Raw genomic sequence first — 17492 nt, 5'->3', positions numbered from 1 at the left:
ACAATTAATTGAAGGAAACAAATGGGCAATATAAATTATAAACAATTCACATTAGGTGTAGAAGAAGAATACATGGTATTCGACCCCGCAACAAGGGAATTGAAAAGCCATGAACAAAAGATCGTTAATGAAGGACAGAAAGTGATCAAGGATAAAGTGAAAGCTGAAATGCATCAGGCAGTGGTGGAAGTAGGGACCGACATCTGTCGTGATATTGATGAGGCATTTACCGATGTTTCTCTATTACGAAAAACCATCAGCGGTATTGCAGGTAATATTGGACTGGCGGTTGGTGCAAGTGGTACTCATCCCTTCAGTCATTGGCAGGATCAGTTGATCACCGATCATGTTCGTTACAATCAAATTGTAAATGAATTGCAGGAAGCAGCACGAAGCAATCTTATTTTTGGTTTGCATGTACATGTTGGAATTGAAAACAGAAAGATGGCGATTCACTTAGCCAACTCTGCACGTTATTTTTTGCCGCATGTGTATGCTCTCAGTACCAACTCCCCTTTCTGGGAAGGACGAATGACCGGTTACAAATCGTTCCGCACAAAAGTATTTGATAAATTTCCCCGCACCGGCATACCTGAATATTTCGACAGCATTGAAGCCTACGAAAATTATGTTTCGCTATTGATCAAAACAAATTGTATCGACAATGCAAAAAAGATCTGGTGGGATCTGCGTGTACACCCTTTCTTCAATACCATAGAATTTCGTATTTGTGATGTACCGATGACGGTGATGGAAACCATTGCGATCACTGGTTTGTTCCAGGCAATTACTGCCAAGCTGTACAAGCTGCGGAATACGAATATGAATTTCATTCAATACCAACGGGCACTTATTAATGAAAATAAATGGCGTGCCAGCCGTTATGGAATTGATGGTTACTTAATTGATTTCGGTAAAGAGGAAGAAACCAATACACGTGCATTGATCTATGAATTGCTCGACTTTGTAGATGATGTGGTAGATGAATTAGGCTGCCGTGCTGCCATCAACTATATTCCTGTAATGATGGAGAATGGCACCGGTGCCGACAGACAATTAAAAGTATATGAAGAAACCAAAAACTTTACTTCCGTGGTAGATTACATTGGAGGACAGTTTTTGAGCGGCATCTGATTTCATAAAAAACAAAATGAAAGCCATCAAGCAAATGTGTTGATGGCTTTTTACTTTTCCATAAACGCTACACTACCTCCTACCCAGGTTTTGTCTTTGTTATACCGCACCCCAATCATTTTTCCTTTGCTCATACGTGCAAGATTGATGGCTGCATGTGGTCGTGCATCTCCATCGGGCCACACATACATCATGCGGATCTCTACTTTCGCTGGCTCATCAGGCGTTTCTACCACATCGGCATATTTTACTTTGCGTTGCAGAATAAAATTCTCAGGGTCTTGAATCGCATCAATATCTTCCTGTGCAACATCAATGATCACACCTTGTCCTGCAAATGAAAACAATGGCTTTAATACATAGTTCGACAAATCAGCAGGCAGTTGTTTTATTTCATTAAGAAAAAATGTTTCAGGTACATATGGATGATCAATAAACGGTAGTGTAAACTTGCTGATGCGATAGAACCAGTTGGGATGTGGTACCCATTCCACATCAAGATCCTGCGTAATATCAACTACGGCGCCCAGCTTTTCTTTGTTTGCTTTGAGGTCGTCAAAAATGATACGGTTGTAAATACGTTTGATCGCTGTTTTTACACCATCTTTTAAATAGTATAAATTTCTTCCTTCCTGGATCAGCTTGGTTAAGCAAACAACTTCAATACCTGTATAATCTTTAGTGCAGGAAAAATCAATACGTGTTTTTTGTTCTTCGGGTTTTATCTCCAGCAATACTACATTCTCTTTTGGCAAATTTCCAATAAGCAGTTTTTGCAGCATTTCAATATAACTCTCTTTACTATACCCGCTTAGGTATTGACTGTAGTTTGATGGGATCGGGAAATGCCGCTCAACTACTTCCGGATAATACACCTGAAAACCAAACAATGTTGGAAAGCCCTGCATCTCGATCAGTTGTGGCTCCAGTTCGCCTTCCTCGTTAATACAAACACCAAAATCGAAAGCGATCATATGTGCTTGTTTATTTTCATTCGGCACTTTTTCACCAGCAGGAATGGACCGTTCTGTAAGTGCAAGAAATTTTTCATCGCAAATCACATCAACAATGCGTTCGCATGCATCGATCATTTTTTGTTTGAACGCTTTATCAACAAACACCGGTGTTTCGCTTACCCGAAACTCAATATCACCCGGATGTTTACTATGCAGGTCTTGTAAGAACGCCTCATATTTTTCAACTGTGAAATTGGAATTGAAAGACTTGCGGAGTGAGGAAACCATAGGAGAAATTTTGTAGACTAAATGTAGCGGATTTTTTCAGGGTTGCCAACGTTGTTGAAGATTGCTTGCAATTTAACAGGTTACCACAAGTTTGGAAATCCTTTTTCTATTTCATCGAAAGAATTTATACTGCAACCGAATCTTCAGAAAGCACAGCATGATGTAAAAAATTCGGCAGTATGTGCGAATAGGTGAAAAGAATTTTATCGGGATCATCAAGATGTTCGATCATACTCTTCCATTTATCAAACCCGTAGTTATCGATCACTGTTTTACGTTTCTCTTCTGTTTGCAGATACATGCTCATACCAACAGCATCTGCTTCGGGATGAAACTGTGTACCGATCATGTATTGATTGAAACGCACACCCATAATAGCCCGTTCAAACGGAACATGCGGCCGCTCTTTTTCAATGCATAACAAGGTTGCACCAATTTGCTTCAGTTGTTTATGATCGGGTTGTACAACCTGGTAATCACGGCTGTCAACTGCATAGAATGGATCTCGTAATCCATTAAACACAGCTTCTTCCTCAGCACCGGAAATAAAATGAACAGGAAACACACCGAACGCAGTTGACTTACGAGCACATACATTTCCGATTTTGAAATAACGACAAGCCAACTGAAAGGAATGACAAATAAAAAACACATGCTTCTTTTGTTCTTGCAGCGGATTCTCATTCCACATTTTCACCTGTGATATCCAATTGAAAAACGTGTTCTCCCATTCCATCCCTTCACTTTCCAATGGACTACCCGGGCCGCCTGAAGAAATAAATACATCGTAGCTGAGATCGGGCACTTCGTTTTTGCGGCGTACATCAAATTCATCCCATATTAATTGAAGATGATAATGATCGGCAAACAGGTTGAGTATTTCCCGGATACAACGCATGCCCTGGTTCACATGCCCCTCATACAAATCAAGAATTGCAACACGTACCTGCTTAACATCAGCCATAGCGGCAAATTTATTGAAAAAATAATGTTTGAACAGACATTCAACTATCCACAATTGTGTAAAAGGAAAGGGCCGCAATAAATTGCAGCCCTTTCAACTATCATAAAGCGAAACAGGCATTACATGCCCATGTCCATTTTTTTCTGTTTCAGACTGTTCAATGATGGATCCATTTCAATGGCTTTATCGCAAAGTGCCATGCCTTTATCCTTCTGTCCCATTTTTTGATAGGCCATACCGATCATATACAATGCACGTGCATTTTTATTATCGGTCTGCAAAACCATGTCCCAATTATTGATGGCATCTTGATAGCGGCCACCCTTGTATTGCGATTCTGCCAAAGCATATCGTACAGTTTGACTATGTGGACGTTTCTCAATTGATTTCTCAAGGTATTCGGTTGACTTTGCAAAATTTCCAAGATTCATATAGCAATAAGCTACACTTTCGAAAAAATCAGCGTTCTGTGCCCAGCCACGCTGTGCTGCCAGTTCAAACATGGCAATTGCATTTTTATCATCAGGAATGGCATAATACACCATCGCCATTTCAAATACATAACGTGCATTTTTCGGATCTGCATTCGCTGCTTTCTGATAATACGGAATGGCTTGCTTGTAACGCTCCATTTCTAAATAGCTTCTGCCAAGTGTGTAAAACAAAACAGGGTTTGATGTATCTGTTTCCATTGCATGTAACAAGCGATTAATTGCCTGCGGATAATCTTCCAGATAGTAATTGCACATACCGGTGATATAGTGCATTGGTTTATCCTTATGCGCCTTCTCCCATTTTGCAGTAAAGTTCAATGCATCCTGGTAGCGGCCCATGTTGAAATACAGATTGGCCAATTGCTGAAATGTTGATTCATTGTTTGGTTCCAGATTATGCCAGCGGGTGAATGCTTCAACTGCCTGACGGTAGTTGCGGCTCTCAATGCCCCACTCGCCCATTGATTTCAAAGCTTCCACATTGCTGGTATCCCATTTCACAGCCTGTTCAAACAGGTTCATTGCAAGTTGCATGCGTCTTTCCTGTTTAGCGATGATCGCTCTTTGTAAAACTGCGTTGGAACTGTCACGGTTCTGTGCAAACGAACCGTATGAGAGTAGTAAAATAGTTGCGGTGATGAATAACCGGGTTTTCATTGGATTTGTATTTTGGATTCGTGTAAAATTAGGCATATTAAATTTAAAGACAAGAGTAGTTCTACGAGCATAAACCCTGCCATATTTTACATTTTTAGGTGATTTACCTTAGTAAAATTGCCGACAGGGCTGGCAGGTTCACATTCAACTCGTACCAGCCGGCTTGCCCATCTACCACCCGAACGCCAATTTCAGGATTTGCGATATCTCCGGTTCCCCAGTATTTGGAATCGTTGCTGTTAAAAAGTTCTTTCCACTCCTGCTTGTGTTGCACATGAATTTTCCAGTCGGAACGTACAACCGGCGTCATGTTCAGCACCACCAAAATATCATCCTCCGGATTTTTGCCTTTTCGACGATACACGATCACCGACTCGCTTCGATGATTGAGATCGATCCATTCAAACCCAAACTGGTTGAACTGGTTCTCGTACAATGCCGGCTCCGATTTCAGCAAGTGACAAAGATCTTTTACACATTCCCTTGCCCCTTTATGCGGCGCAAATTCAAGCAATTCCCATTGCAATTCTGTTTTGTAATTCCACTCGCTGGTGGCACCATATTCATTTCCCATGAACAATAACTTGCCGCCCGGATGGGTAAACATGTAGCTGTACATCAACCGGAGATTAGCAAATTTCTGCCACTCATCGCCGGGCATTTTATAGAGCATTGGGCTTTTCCCGTGCACTACTTCATCATGACTGAGAGGTAACATAAAATTCTCATCATAATAGTACATCATGCTGAAAGCGAACTGATCCTGTTGGTGTTGGCGGTATAATGGATCCTGTTTAAAGTACTTCAATGTATCGTGCATCCACCCCATCATCCACTTCATACCAAATCCGAGTCCGTCACCAAAAGTGGGCTTACTTACACCCGGCCAATCGGTGGCTTCTTCAGCAATCGTCTGTACATCGGGGAAGTCACGGAAGATGGTTTCGTTCAATTCTTTGATAAAGGCAATCGCTTCCAGGTTTCCATCTCCCCCAAATTCATTTGGCTCCCACTGCCCTGCTGTTCTGGAATAGTTGAGCTTGAGCATGGACGAAACCGCATCAACCCGAATACCATCAATATGATATTTCCGGAACCAATACATGGCATTACTGATTAGGAATGACTTTACTTCACCACGCTTGTAATTGAAAATATAACTGTTCCAATCCGGATGATACCCTTTGCGCATATCCGCATACTCGTAGGTATGTGTACCATCAAACATAAAAAGACCATGTGCATCGTACGGAAAATGAGATGGCACCCAATCGAGTATTACACCGATGCCTTCGTTATGAAACGCTTCCACCAGTTGCATAAACTCCTGCGGTGTTCCGTAACGGGATGTGGGCGCAAAATAACCTGCACCCTGGTAACCCCAACTCCCATCGAACGGATGTTCCATGATGGGCATTAACTCCACATGGGTAAAGCCCATTTCTTTTACATAACTCACCAGCTTATCACGAAAGAAATCATACGAGTGATAAACTTCTTCATTGTTCTTATCGGGGCGCATCCAGCTTGCCAGGTGCACTTCGTACACACTCCACGGTGCATCTAGTTTATTGTGTTCTTTGCGCTTCTCCATCCACCCTTCATCTTTCCATTCATGATCCAGTTGCCAGGTGCGTGAAGCGGTGTTTGGACGAACCTCCCAATAATTTGCATAGGGATCGCCTTTATCTAATTTCTGACCGGCATATCCATGAATATGATATTTGTACGAAGAGCCTTGTGGCAGATCGGGAATAAAACCTTCCCAAATACCTGACTTATCTAAGCGAACGTAGAGCGGATGCGTTTCTTTATTCCAATAATTAAAATCGCCCATTACAAATACGGCTGTTGCATTGGGTGCCCATACGGCAAAATAATAACCCACAGTTCCCAGCACTTCCATTTTGTGTGAACCGAAGAGTTCATCACACCGATAGTTGGTTCCATTTTGAAAGTTAGCAATGTCGTCGCCTTCAAAACGTGAATAATTCCACACCTGTTTTGATGTATCAATGAAATGATAGTCTTCGTATTTTTTTGGAGATTCCACGTTGGTTCGTTTAAGTGATGGTTCGTTGCCGTTTAACAATTCAAAACACTTGCTGAATAATCGTTAAAAAAATGCAACCGTTTATATGGAAATATAACACTTTAACATCTTTCCTACACTTTCTGAAGTAAAAAGATTTTATCATCGTGCTCAATTATTATCATCAACCAAAACCAATGATGTCACCGAAACTATTTCTGCTACTATGTGTAAGTATTTTTTGTTCTGCACAAGCCTTTAGTCAAACCAATCGTGTCTCCGGGAGTATTACCGATACCAGCACTGGAAAGAAATTAAGCCAGGCCGTTATTTCACTAATCCGAACACAGGATTCCATTCTTACAAAGTTTACACGAACCAATGAGCAAGGTTATTATGAGATCAACAATATTCCCAATGGGAAGTATGTCCTCATGGTGAGCTTTCCCGGTTATGCTGAATTTGTGGACGAACTGGAATTGAACGGCGATGCGTTGGTGAGCCGGAGTGCTACCATTATTCCCCGAAGTAAATTGCTGGAAGAAATTATTATTCAACAGAAGGTGGCAGCCATCCGAATTAAAGGCGACACGACCGAATACAAGGCGGATAGTTTTAAAGTGGATGCCAACTCCAATGTACAGGAATTGTTGAAACGATTACCTGGACTACAAGTGAACTCGAAAGGAGAAATTACGGCACAGGGACAGAAAGTTGAAAAGATATTGGTAGACGGAGAAGAATTTTTTAGTGACGACCCTGCAGTAGTAACGCAAAACCTGCGTGCAAATTTGGTTGATAAAGTACAGGTGTTTGATAAAAAAAGTGAACAGGCTGAATTTACAGGAGTAGATGATGGGCAAAAAACAAAAACGATCAATCTTGAATTGAAAGAGGATAAGAAAAAAGGTTACTTCGGAAAAATTGAAGCAGGCACTGATTTCGATAACTACCGAACGGGGAAAGCCATGATCAATTCATTTAAGAAGAAACAAAAGATTGCTGCATATATAACTCATAACAACACAACATTTGAAGGATTGAACTGGAATGAGCAACGCAATTTCGGCAGCTCTGATAATTCGAATATGCAGATCATGGATGACGGTGCCATGATGATGTGGAGTGATGGTGGTGATGATTTTGCCCGTGGGCAAGGTTTGCCGCAATCTACCACCGGTGGTTTTTCTTATATCAACAAATGGAACAAAGACAAAAACAGCATTAACGGCAGCTACCAGTTTAACGACCAAACAGTGAACGGCCGTAACGGAAGTATTACACAAACGCTGTTACCCGATACAAGCTTCACCAATACCACCACTGAAATATTCAACACATTTCGCCGCAGGAATAAACTGAATCTGCTGTATGATTGGGCAATTGATTCAAGCAGCAGTTTAAAAGTTAAAGCAGGTGGATCAATTGTAAATGGTACCCGGGAAAATGAATTTACCGGTGAATCGATCAGTGAAGACGGACGTACGATCAACGAGCAGAACCGCAGAACAACCGCTGTTACAGAAAACCAGGATTTCACATCGGAATTAAGCTATCGTAAACGCCTGAAAAAAGCAGGACGCACCATCAGCTATACAGGTAATTTCAGTATCAACAATAAGATTGGTGATGGATTCCTGTTTTCAGACAATACATTCTATGATGCGAACGGCCAGCAATCCGGCTTCCAGGAGTTCGATCAAAAGAAAACCAACAATGAGCGTCAACAAGTAATTCAAAACAGTTTAATTTATACTGAGCCACTCAGTAAAACATGGTTTTTGGAATTAACCTATAAAAACAATTTCAGCAGAAATGATGCTGAGCGCAACACCTTAGAGAAACCACTGTCAAACGATAAATACACTGAGATCGTTGATACATTGAGTAATCATTTCCTGTTCCGTACTTCTGATAACAGTGGTGGTTTTTCGTTTCGTTTCAATGGTAAAAAAATCGTTACATCATTTGGTACTGCTGTTGGCTATACCAATTTTAAGCTGGAAGATTTAAATACAACACAAACCAGGAATATTGGATTTACAAACTTATTACCGAGAGCCAGTATCCGCTTCACACCTAAAAAACAAAAGAGCTTTACACTTACGTATAATGGTACAACGCAAAACCCTACCCTTCAGCAAATCAATCCGATCATCGACAATATTGATCCGTTGAATATTACAGTAGGAAACCCGGATCTTAAACAAGCATTCCGTCATAATTTCTCCATTAGCATGAATGATTACAAGATCATCAAGAGCAAACAATTCTATTTGTCAGGTAATTTCTCATTTGTAAACAACGCCATTACTAATTCGAATACTCTTAATATTCTTACAGGTGAGCGAACAAACAAGAGCATTAATACAAATGGAAACTATAATGGTAGTGTTTGGTCGATGTATGGATTTGAAGTAATCAAAGGTGTCAATCTGAATTTCAACGGCAGTGGTAATGTTAGTCGTTTTATTAATGAAGTAAACGGGATCCGCAACGTTAGTGATAACTATAGTGTTGGATTGGGAGTTGGCATGGGAAAATGGGGCGACAAATGGATCAACTTTAATTTTAGTATTGAACCAAGATATAACTATTCAAAATCATCTATTAACAAAGGAATTGTTACCAACTACTGGAGCGCCAGTGCATATCCGTATGTTGACATCAAATTCAAAAAACAAAAACTTTATTTCAACCTGGATGGAAACTTTACCATGTACCAGCAAACAACAACTTTTGCCAATCAGCGAAATGTATTTTTGATCAACGCTGCGGTTCGTAAAACATTTGGTAAAACAGAAGCATTTGAATTGAAATTATCAGTGAACGATCTGTTGAATCAAAACCTGGGTATCAGACGAAGCATCAACAGCAACTTTATTTCAGAAAATACATTCCAGAATATCCGCCGGTTTGGTCTGCTGACGTTCACATGGAATTTTACAAAAAACGGAACACCTTCTAATTTCTAACCTTATCAATATCATCAAACATGAAAAAATATTTTTTATCAATTCTCATAATCGCAATCGGGTTTGCTGCTGAGGCACAAGTTAAATTCATTGGCAACGGACGCATTGAATTTGAAAAACGAACAAATCAGTTTGTTTTTTTTGAAGGGGAAAATGAAGACAACCCATGGATGGTGGAAATGAAAAAATCGTATCCAAAAATGGTGAGCGAAACGTATGTGATGGAATTCAACGAGGAGAAAACGATGTACAAAATGCTGAAGGAGGATCCGGCTGGAAAATATGTGTGGGGCCGCAAACCAAGTGAAACGGATGTTGTGGTAAAAGATATGCGTAACAACCAGATTTCTTTGCAACGTGATATTTTTGAGCAAACTTATTTAGTAAAAGACAGCATCCGCAATTATCAATGGCGCATTACTAACGAAACAAGAACCATCGCAGGCTTTGAATGCCGCAAAGCAGTAACCATTATCTGCGATAGTGTTTACATTGTTGCATTTTATACAGAAGAGATCACTGTTAGCAGCGGACCTGAAAGTTTTGGCGGCTTGCCCGGTATGATACTGGGGCTTGCAGTACCACGTTTACAAATGACCTGGTTTGCGACAAAGGTTGAATTGAAGGAGCCATCGGCTGTAACACTTGCTCCTAAACAAAAAGGCAAAACCGTAACATGGAACACGTATGAAAAAGACCTGAGCAAAGCCATGAGTGATTGGGGAAAAGAAGGTGCGAGGCGATTGTGGACCAGTTTGCTTTAGCAGTAAAGAAATCATTATTCAAACTTCATCAGGCAATTGTTATAATAACATTGCCTTTTTTTTGTCCGGTTTCCACATACTTATACGCTTCTACAATTTCGGACAACGGATAGCTTCGGTCAATCAATGGTTTGAATTTCTTTTGTTCAGCAAGTTCTTTTAAATAAACCATATCAGCTTTATTGATCGTGGGCAATGGAAATAACACTTTCTTTCCGCCACCAAGCGGAGTCAATAATGCAAGGAATACATTCGCTCCACCCTTTCCTAATTCTGTGGAGATATATATTCCTTTGGGAGCAAGTATTTTTTTACAAACTGAAAATGAAGTTTTGCCAACGGCATCGAATACCACATCAAACTTTGTTGCAGTTTTTGTGAAATCTGTTTGTTGGTAATCAACAACCACATCTGCACCAAGCGATCGTACCATTGCAACATCTGTTGTGCCACAAACTGCAGTTACAATTGCATCCATGTGTTTCAAAAGTTGTACAGCTGCCGAGCCGATGGCTCCTGTTGCGCCATAGACCATTACGTTTTGACCACTCTCTTCTCTAGCTGCACGCAAATCGCACAATGCATAATGTGCACCTTCAGTTAATGCAGCAGCGTTATGAAAATCAAAACCGGCGGGGATTTGCTCTACTGCTGCTGATTCTTTGATGACAAGATATTCAGCATGTCCGCCGAATTCAACATCATTAAAACCAAATACTTTATCACCGGGTTTAAATGATGTTACATTTAGTCCAACTGCTTCTACTTCACCGGCAAATTCGCAGCCTAATGTTTGATAACGTGGCTTAAATAACCCACTCCAGAAACGGGAAATAAAATAGCTGGCACTTCGGAAACCACAATCGGTTCGGTTAACAGTTGATGCATATACTTTCACTAATAATTCGCCTGCTGCAGGTACAGGTTTGGGTACTTCCCTGATTGTTACTACTTCCGGCGGACCGTACTTTGTATGAACAGCTGCTTTCATGATCGATGGATAAGGTTTTGTTTATTCAACAACTATGTCAAACGCTCTTCGAAAAATGCAAGACATATTACTTCAACTCCAATACCAAATTCGACATTGGCATCAATTGTAAATTCTTCTCTAAACGAAATGCAACACCTGCAGCCACATCAAATGCTGTTTGAGAACTGCCGATGCGTTCCATGAAACGGTTGAGATCGATCGTCTTTGGCTCTGCATTGGTATTCATTACACACATCACCGTTTGCTTGTCATCATAACGGAAATACACATATACACCGTCTGTTGGGTAAAACTGCATCATCTTTCCCGTCTTAATAGCCGATGATGTTTTGCGGTAATTTGCCAATCGTTTGATGTAATTGAAAATATTATTTTCTTTTTGTGTGCGTCCTGCCTCCGTAAATTTATTTGCCTGATCGCCTTCCCATCCGCCGGGAAAATCCTGACGTACGTATCCATCATTCGGCGATGTAAATCCGGTCATTAATATTTCATTGCCGTAATACATTTGTGGAATACCCCTGAACGTTAGCATCCAGGCGAATGCCATTTTATATTTCGAGGTATCCTCTCCCACTACAGAATAAAAACGTGGCAGATCGTGATTGTCTAAAAAGATCACCTGCCGCATTGGATTCTTATACAAAAAATCCTGCGCTGCAGTTGTATAAAGTTTGTTTACCCCTTCTGTCCAGCCAAATTTCTCATTACACGCCGGTTGAATACCATAAAACAATGTTTGAAAATCGGTTGTGGCCTGCAGGTTACTCTTGTATTTAAGATTGTAATTGTTTTCGCAAAAGAAACTTTGGTTGGGCACACCGTGCACCCATGTTTCACCAAAAATGCTGATGGAAGGATATTCATCATACAAGGCCTTGTTGCAACGATTCATAAATGCGAGATCATTGTATGCATAAGTGTCAATCCGCCAGCCATCGATACCATATTCTTCAACCGTCCATACAGCATGTTGAATTAAAAAATTCGCAACAAACGGATTGCTCTGATCCCAATCAGGCATTGATGTTACAAACCATCCATCACTCATGATCTTTTTATCTGATGCTGCTGCGTATTGATCAAACAAAACCTGATCCTTGTAATTTGTTTGTGTGAATTTGGGCCAGCGATGAAACCATGTACTATCGGGTTGATCTTTGAACAACACATGTTGCAACCCTACATGATTATATACTGCATCCTGAATTACTTTCATTCCTTTTGCATGTGCAGCTTTGATGAGTTGTTTGTATGCATCATCGCCACCTAATCTCCGGTCAACACGGTAATGATTTGTAAATGCATAGCCATGCTCTGTTCGTTCCGGCATATCATTTTCAATAACAGGATTCAGCCATAACGCCGTAACTCCGAGATCACTCAAGTAATCAAGTTTGTTTTCTATTCCTTTCAAATCGCCGCCATGACGATTGAACACTGTATCACGACGCAAGGTTTGATCAAGCATGCCGGGCACACGATCATTGGACACATCTCCATTGCTGAAACGATCAGGCATAATCAGATACATCAGATCCGATGAGGTGGCTCCATTGGCAAATGCCAATCCTCTTCCGGGCCTGCGAGGCTGCAATACAAAATCAAATTTCTCCGCTTTGCCATTGGTTCCTTTTGAACGGATCGCAACGGTTCCCGGTTTTGCTGTTTGTGTAATCGTAACATCCAGTATGATGTAATTCGAATTTTTAAACTTGTTCACTTTGTTCAGCGTAACTCCGGGATAGTTGATCGCAAAACCTGTATGCTTACCAACATCTGCACCATGGATCATCACTTGCAGTTTGTTGTACTTCATCCCGATCCACCAATTGGATGGATATAATTGATAACTGTTTTGTGCAAATGAAAAAGTTACTGTTGTTAACAGTAACTTGATCGAAAGAAATAATGTTTTCATATCTATGCGTTTAATTGTTCTTCTTTAATTTTAATTGCACCGGGATCATATACATAGATCACACTGACGGCAGCGCAAATCATAAATATACCAGCCATGATAATTGCATACACGGGTTGATTACCGTAGATGTTCTTCACCATCGGCCCCCCGATAATTCCGTTTAATATTTGTGGCAAAGTGATAAAGAAATTAAAAATACCCATGTAAATACCCATTTTACCTGCGGGAATAGAGCTCGATAAAATAACATAAGGCATCGCCAAAATACTTGCCCAGGCAATACCTACACACATCATTGAAAAGATGAGAAATTCTTTATTGGGTGCAAAAAAGATGGATAGCAACCCAATACCACCAATCAACAGTGATAACGCATGTGTTTGTTTACGTCCGATTTTCTTTGCGATGAATGGAAGGCATAATGCCCATCCTGCTGATACGAGATTGTACACACCAAAAATTACACCTGTCCAGCTTTGAGCTTTGCGATACATATCCGAGCTTCTGTCTTCGATCGGCAATCCCATAATATGGGTTGAAATTGTATCGGTTGTAAACACCCACATCCCAAACAACGCAAACCAACTGAAAAACTGTACAAGCCCGAGTTGCTTCATCGTCTTCGGCATATTTTTTATATCTGTAAAAATGCTGCTGAATCCTTTGTTGTGACTTTCATTCTTACCATGATATTTTTCATATTCTGCCGGAGGATATTCTTTCGTTTTAAAAACAGTGATCAATATGCTCGTGATAAAAACGGCAGCACCAATGTAAAAACCATACTTCACATTATCGGCCACTACTCCATCAGGAGCGCTTTCTGATACGCCAAAGTAAGCAAGGATAGCCGGCAACCATGAACCTAATACCGCACCAATGCCAATTAAAAATGTTTGAATAGAAAAGCCGGATGTACGTTGTGAATCGGGTAGATTGTCAGCCACCAATGCACGGAAGGGCTCCATCGACAAATTAAAACATGCATCCATGATCATCAGAAACCCGGCACCGATAATTACCAATGGAGCGATACTTCCTAAAATTCCTGCATTCGGCATGAGACATAAAGCACCTGAAGAAAGAATAGCGCCTGCAAGAAAATAAGGACGTCTCCGCCCAAGTTTTGTCCATGTGTTATCACTGTAATGCCCAACAATGGGTTGTACAATTAAACCTACCACCGGTGCTGCTAACCAAAACCACGACAAATGTTCAACATCTGCTCCATAGTTGCGGAGAATACCACTTGCGTTAGAATTTTGTAATGCAAATCCAAATTGAATTCCGAGAAAACCGAAACTCATATTAAAGATCTGCCAGAAAGATAATTTAGGTTTGGGCACCAATCCTTTTTGGGATGAAGCACCTGAAGAAATTCCTGCAGCCATAGCAATCATTCACCTTCCTCCCCAGAAGGAAGATGCTGTTTAGGTTCATAATCGATCGTTATTTAACTGAAACTTTTCCGGGGGAAAAAGTTTAAATCACAAATCCGTCGGGCAAAATGGCGCCTTTCTTCACCACCACAATTCCATCTTTCACAGTATAAAGAGAATGATCTGTATTCGGCAAATGAGCACCGCCATTAATACGAACATCATTTCCAATACGGCAGTTCTTATCGATAATGGTATTCTTGATATAGCAACGTTCGCCAATACCAATTTTTGGAATACCACGTTCGGCTGAATGTTTCATTTCTTCCAGCGTTTCAAAATAATCGCCACCCATAATGTAACTGCTTACTACAGTAGTTCCATGACCAATGCGAGTACGAATACCGATCACACTATTCTCCACACGGCTGGCAAGAATAATGGAACCTTCTGCAATGATTGTTTTCTCCAATGTAGTACCACTGATCTTTGCCGGTGGCAACATCCGTGCACGTGTAAACACGGGCTTTGTATTATCAAACAAATTAAAATCTGGGATCTCCGCTGTTAAAGCAAGGTTGGCTTCAAAGAAGGAATAAATATTTCCGATATCTGTCCAGTAACCATCGTATTGATAACTGACTACTTTATACTTTTCAATTGAGGCCGGCATGATCTCTTTACCAAAATCTGTGGCATCTTTATATTCATCCTGCAACAGATCAATGAGTAATTTTTTATTGAAGATATAAATACCCATGGAAGCAAGATAAACTCGACCTGCATTGCGCATATCGTTTCCTGTATCACTCACCCACTCACCAAGCACTTCTTTTTTCGGCTTTTCGATGAACGAGGTGATGATGCTTTTATCATCTGCTTTCAAAATACCAAACTCCGGTGCATCACGTTCGCCAACAGGTATGGTGGCAATACTGATATCGGCACCCAATGCAATGTGATCAGCAATCATTTGCTGAAAATCCATTTGGTATAATTGATCCCCTGATAAGATCAACACATAATCTGCATCGTGTTGATGTACGTGGCGCAAACATTGGCGCACCGCATCAGCAGTTCCCTGATACCATCCCGGATTATCAGGTGTTTGTTCTGCTGCCAGAATATCTACAAACGCACTGCTGAATGTGCTGAAGTGATATGTATTTTTAATATGCTTGTTTAACGATGCTGAATTGAACTGCGTTAATACAAACATGCGGTTGATGCCTGAATTGATACAGTTCGAAATTGGAATATCAACCAACCTGTATTTACCTGCAATGGGAACGGCAGGTTTACTACGGCTTGCTGTTAACGGATATAAACGGGTTCCTGCGCCGCCGCCGAGGATAACGGCTAATGTACTTTTGGATGCTGACGTATTCATATAACAAGTTTAGGTTTAGTAGAGAGACAATTAAAATTATTTCAAACTTTTGTATAAAGCAAGATATTGTTGAACACTTGACTCCCAGCTAAAGTCTAACTGCATCATGCGTTCCCTTGCTGCAGTAAACTTTTCTTTATTGTTGTACAACTCGCAACCACGCCATACAGCATTACACACTTCACCGACAGTTGCATTGTCAAACACCAATCCGTAACCATCCGGCAGCAATACATCTTTTACTGTATCACGAAGTCCGCCGGTGTTACGCACTAAAGGTACGGTTCCGTAACGCATGGAATACATCTGGTTTAATCCGCATGGTTCAACACGGCTCGGCATCAACAGAAAATCGGCACCGGCATACATCAAATGGCTGAGCCCTTCGTTGTAACCGATGTAACAACTGTAATCGCCTTGCGAAACCGACATCATTCCATTCAGTTTTCCTTCCACTTCCGGTTCGCCACTACCCAGAATTAAAAAATTCATTCGACGGCCGATATAATAAAACGAATCGCCAATTACACCGGGTAACAGATCCGCTGCTTTTTCACCCACCAAACGGCCAATGAAAACAAACAACGGCTTACTGAAATCAAGACCAAAGGTTTCACAAAGCTGGGCTTTGTTTTTGGCTTTGCCTTCCTCCATTGTTGCGAGTGAGTAATCGTGTTTGATGTATTTATCAGAAGCAGGGTTCCATACTTCAGTATCAATTCCGTTTAATATTCCGCTGCATTTCCCCTTCTCATATTCAAACAACGCTTCAAGACCGTTGCTCATATACCTAAGCTCATCCATGTAGCTGTTACTAACGGTTGTAACTTTTGTTGCACATTTAACAGCACTTGCCAACGGGTTGATGCTGCTTCCCCACTCCAGCATACCACGTTTCCATTCATCATATGGAGGAAGTAATACGCTTTGTTCCCATGTCATCCAACCCTGGTATTGTGCATTATGGATCGTAAGAACAGTTGGGATAGATGCCAGTTGATTGTAACGGTAACAATGCTGCATCATAAACGGAATAAGGCCTGCATGATAGTCGTGCACATGTACTACATCAGGTTTGAACTGCCATGCAGCAAGCCAATCTACCACACATACCTGAAAAGCTGTGAAGCGTTGCACATCATCATCATAGCCATACACTTTTTCCCGGTCGAGTAACCCATTTATATCAACGAGGTAAAGACCAAACCCAAGTTTGTTTGTTGTTTCTTTAATGATGGTGTAGTCGAAAAAATAATCGCCAATATTTGTGTAGCCTTTGTGTACAACATCCCATTCGTTATTGAGCAGAAACTTTGTACGGTACATGGGCATTACTACTTTGGCCTGGTGGCCTGCATCCTGTTGATATTTGGGTAATGCTCCCACCACATCACCTAAACCTCCTGCTTTGGCTACGGGATAACACTCTGCGCTTACATGAAGAATTTCCATTGAAACGAGTTATAAGAAAAGATAGTTGAATATAGGAAGGAGTTTTGCTTACACCAAAAAACAACAAATAATTTTTCGCTCCGTATTTT

The 17492-nt window shown here is 40.8% G+C and carries 12 protein-coding genes; 3 read left to right on the top strand and 9 right to left on the bottom strand.

Annotated elements, in window-relative coordinates:
* Nucleotides 1-21: 21 nt before the first annotated feature.
* Entirely contained in the window at nucleotides 22-1134 is a 1113-nt protein-coding gene (locus WG989_RS14920) for a carboxylate-amine ligase (RefSeq protein ID WP_340430538.1), read from the top strand.
* A gap of 50 nt (nucleotides 1135-1184) precedes the next feature.
* Here the strand turns inward: WG989_RS14920 and WG989_RS14915 are convergent, their stop codons facing one another.
* From WG989_RS14915 to glgB, 4 genes are all read right to left on the bottom strand, one after another.
* Nucleotides 1185-2378: a hypothetical protein gene (locus WG989_RS14915; RefSeq protein WP_340430536.1), complete on the bottom strand. Its 1194-nt coding sequence runs from the start codon at nucleotides 2376-2378 to the stop codon at nucleotides 1185-1187.
* Between the two features lie 124 nt (nucleotides 2379-2502).
* A complete protein-coding gene (locus WG989_RS14910; protein WP_340430533.1) occupies nucleotides 2503-3342 on the bottom strand; it encodes a type 1 glutamine amidotransferase in 840 nt (279 codons plus the stop codon).
* A 119-nt stretch (nucleotides 3343-3461) separates the two neighbouring features.
* Nucleotides 3462-4493 (bottom strand): tetratricopeptide repeat protein, encoded by a 1032-nt coding sequence (locus WG989_RS14905; RefSeq protein ID WP_340430531.1) that lies wholly within the window; start codon nucleotides 4491-4493, stop codon nucleotides 3462-3464.
* A 103-nt stretch (nucleotides 4494-4596) separates the two neighbouring features.
* Nucleotides 4597-6546, bottom strand: a complete 1950-nt coding sequence (glgB, locus tag WG989_RS14900; protein ID WP_340430529.1) for a 1,4-alpha-glucan branching protein GlgB — start codon at nucleotides 6544-6546, stop codon at nucleotides 4597-4599.
* Nucleotides 6547-6725: 179 nt separating this feature from the next.
* Between glgB and WG989_RS14895 the strand changes: the two genes are divergently transcribed.
* Complete coding sequence (locus tag WG989_RS14895) at nucleotides 6726-9500, top strand: outer membrane beta-barrel protein (protein WP_340430528.1); 2775 nt, start codon at nucleotides 6726-6728, stop codon at nucleotides 9498-9500.
* Nucleotides 9501-9520: 20 nt separating this feature from the next.
* A complete protein-coding gene (locus tag WG989_RS14890) occupies nucleotides 9521-10264 on the top strand; it encodes a GLPGLI family protein (RefSeq protein ID WP_340430527.1) in 744 nt (247 codons plus the stop codon).
* A 28-nt stretch (nucleotides 10265-10292) separates the two neighbouring features.
* Here the strand turns inward: WG989_RS14890 and WG989_RS14885 are convergent, their stop codons facing one another.
* The 5 genes from WG989_RS14885 to WG989_RS14865 form a co-directional block, all read right to left on the bottom strand.
* Nucleotides 10293-11255 carry an NAD(P)-dependent alcohol dehydrogenase gene (locus WG989_RS14885; RefSeq protein ID WP_340430525.1) on the bottom strand — a complete coding sequence of 321 codons (963 nt, stop codon included), beginning with the start codon at nucleotides 11253-11255 and terminating at the stop codon, nucleotides 10293-10295.
* Between the two features lie 67 nt (nucleotides 11256-11322).
* Nucleotides 11323-13179, bottom strand: a complete 1857-nt coding sequence (locus WG989_RS14880; RefSeq protein ID WP_340430523.1) for an alpha-amylase family glycosyl hydrolase — start codon at nucleotides 13177-13179, stop codon at nucleotides 11323-11325.
* Nucleotides 13180-13181: 2 nt separating this feature from the next.
* Nucleotides 13182-14573 carry an MFS transporter gene (locus WG989_RS14875; RefSeq protein ID WP_340430521.1) on the bottom strand — a complete coding sequence of 464 codons (1392 nt, stop codon included), beginning with the start codon at nucleotides 14571-14573 and terminating at the stop codon, nucleotides 13182-13184.
* Nucleotides 14574-14664: 91 nt separating this feature from the next.
* On the bottom strand, nucleotides 14665-15951 hold the full coding sequence (locus WG989_RS14870; protein ID WP_340430519.1) for a glucose-1-phosphate adenylyltransferase: 1287 nt from the start codon (nucleotides 15949-15951) through the stop codon (nucleotides 14665-14667).
* 36 nt (nucleotides 15952-15987) lie between these two features.
* Nucleotides 15988-17403: a glycogen synthase gene (locus WG989_RS14865; protein WP_340430516.1), complete on the bottom strand. Its 1416-nt coding sequence runs from the start codon at nucleotides 17401-17403 to the stop codon at nucleotides 15988-15990.
* Nucleotides 17404-17492: the final 89 nt, after the last annotated feature.

This window comes from Lacibacter sp. H407, from assembly GCF_037892605.1.
GTDB lineage: Bacteria > Bacteroidota > Bacteroidia > Chitinophagales > Chitinophagaceae > Lacibacter.
Note: the sequence above shows the minus strand (reverse complement) of the source record. Positions and strands in the feature narration are given on the sequence as shown.

Coding starts and splice junctions, on each gene's coding strand:
- WG989_RS14870 (WP_340430519.1), bottom strand. CDS start 15,951: ATGAATACGTCAGCATCCAAAAGTACATTAGCCGTTATCCTCGGCGGC.
- WG989_RS14890 (WP_340430527.1), top strand. CDS start 9,521: ATGAAAAAATATTTTTTATCAATTCTCATAATCGCAATCGGGTTTGCT.
- WG989_RS14920 (WP_340430538.1), top strand. CDS start 22: ATGGGCAATATAAATTATAAACAATTCACATTAGGTGTAGAAGAAGAA.
- WG989_RS14880 (WP_340430523.1), bottom strand. CDS start 13,179: ATGAAAACATTATTTCTTTCGATCAAGTTACTGTTAACAACAGTAACT.
- WG989_RS14885 (WP_340430525.1), bottom strand. CDS start 11,255: ATGAAAGCAGCTGTTCATACAAAGTACGGTCCGCCGGAAGTAGTAACA.
- WG989_RS14875 (WP_340430521.1), bottom strand. CDS start 14,573: ATGGCTGCAGGAATTTCTTCAGGTGCTTCATCCCAAAAAGGATTGGTG.
- WG989_RS14905 (WP_340430531.1), bottom strand. CDS start 4,493: ATGAAAACCCGGTTATTCATCACCGCAACTATTTTACTACTCTCATAC.
- WG989_RS14895 (WP_340430528.1), top strand. CDS start 6,726: ATGTCACCGAAACTATTTCTGCTACTATGTGTAAGTATTTTTTGTTCT.
- WG989_RS14915 (WP_340430536.1), bottom strand. CDS start 2,378: ATGGTTTCCTCACTCCGCAAGTCTTTCAATTCCAATTTCACAGTTGAA.
- WG989_RS14865 (WP_340430516.1), bottom strand. CDS start 17,403: ATGGAAATTCTTCATGTAAGCGCAGAGTGTTATCCCGTAGCCAAAGCA.
- WG989_RS14910 (WP_340430533.1), bottom strand. CDS start 3,342: ATGGCTGATGTTAAGCAGGTACGTGTTGCAATTCTTGATTTGTATGAG.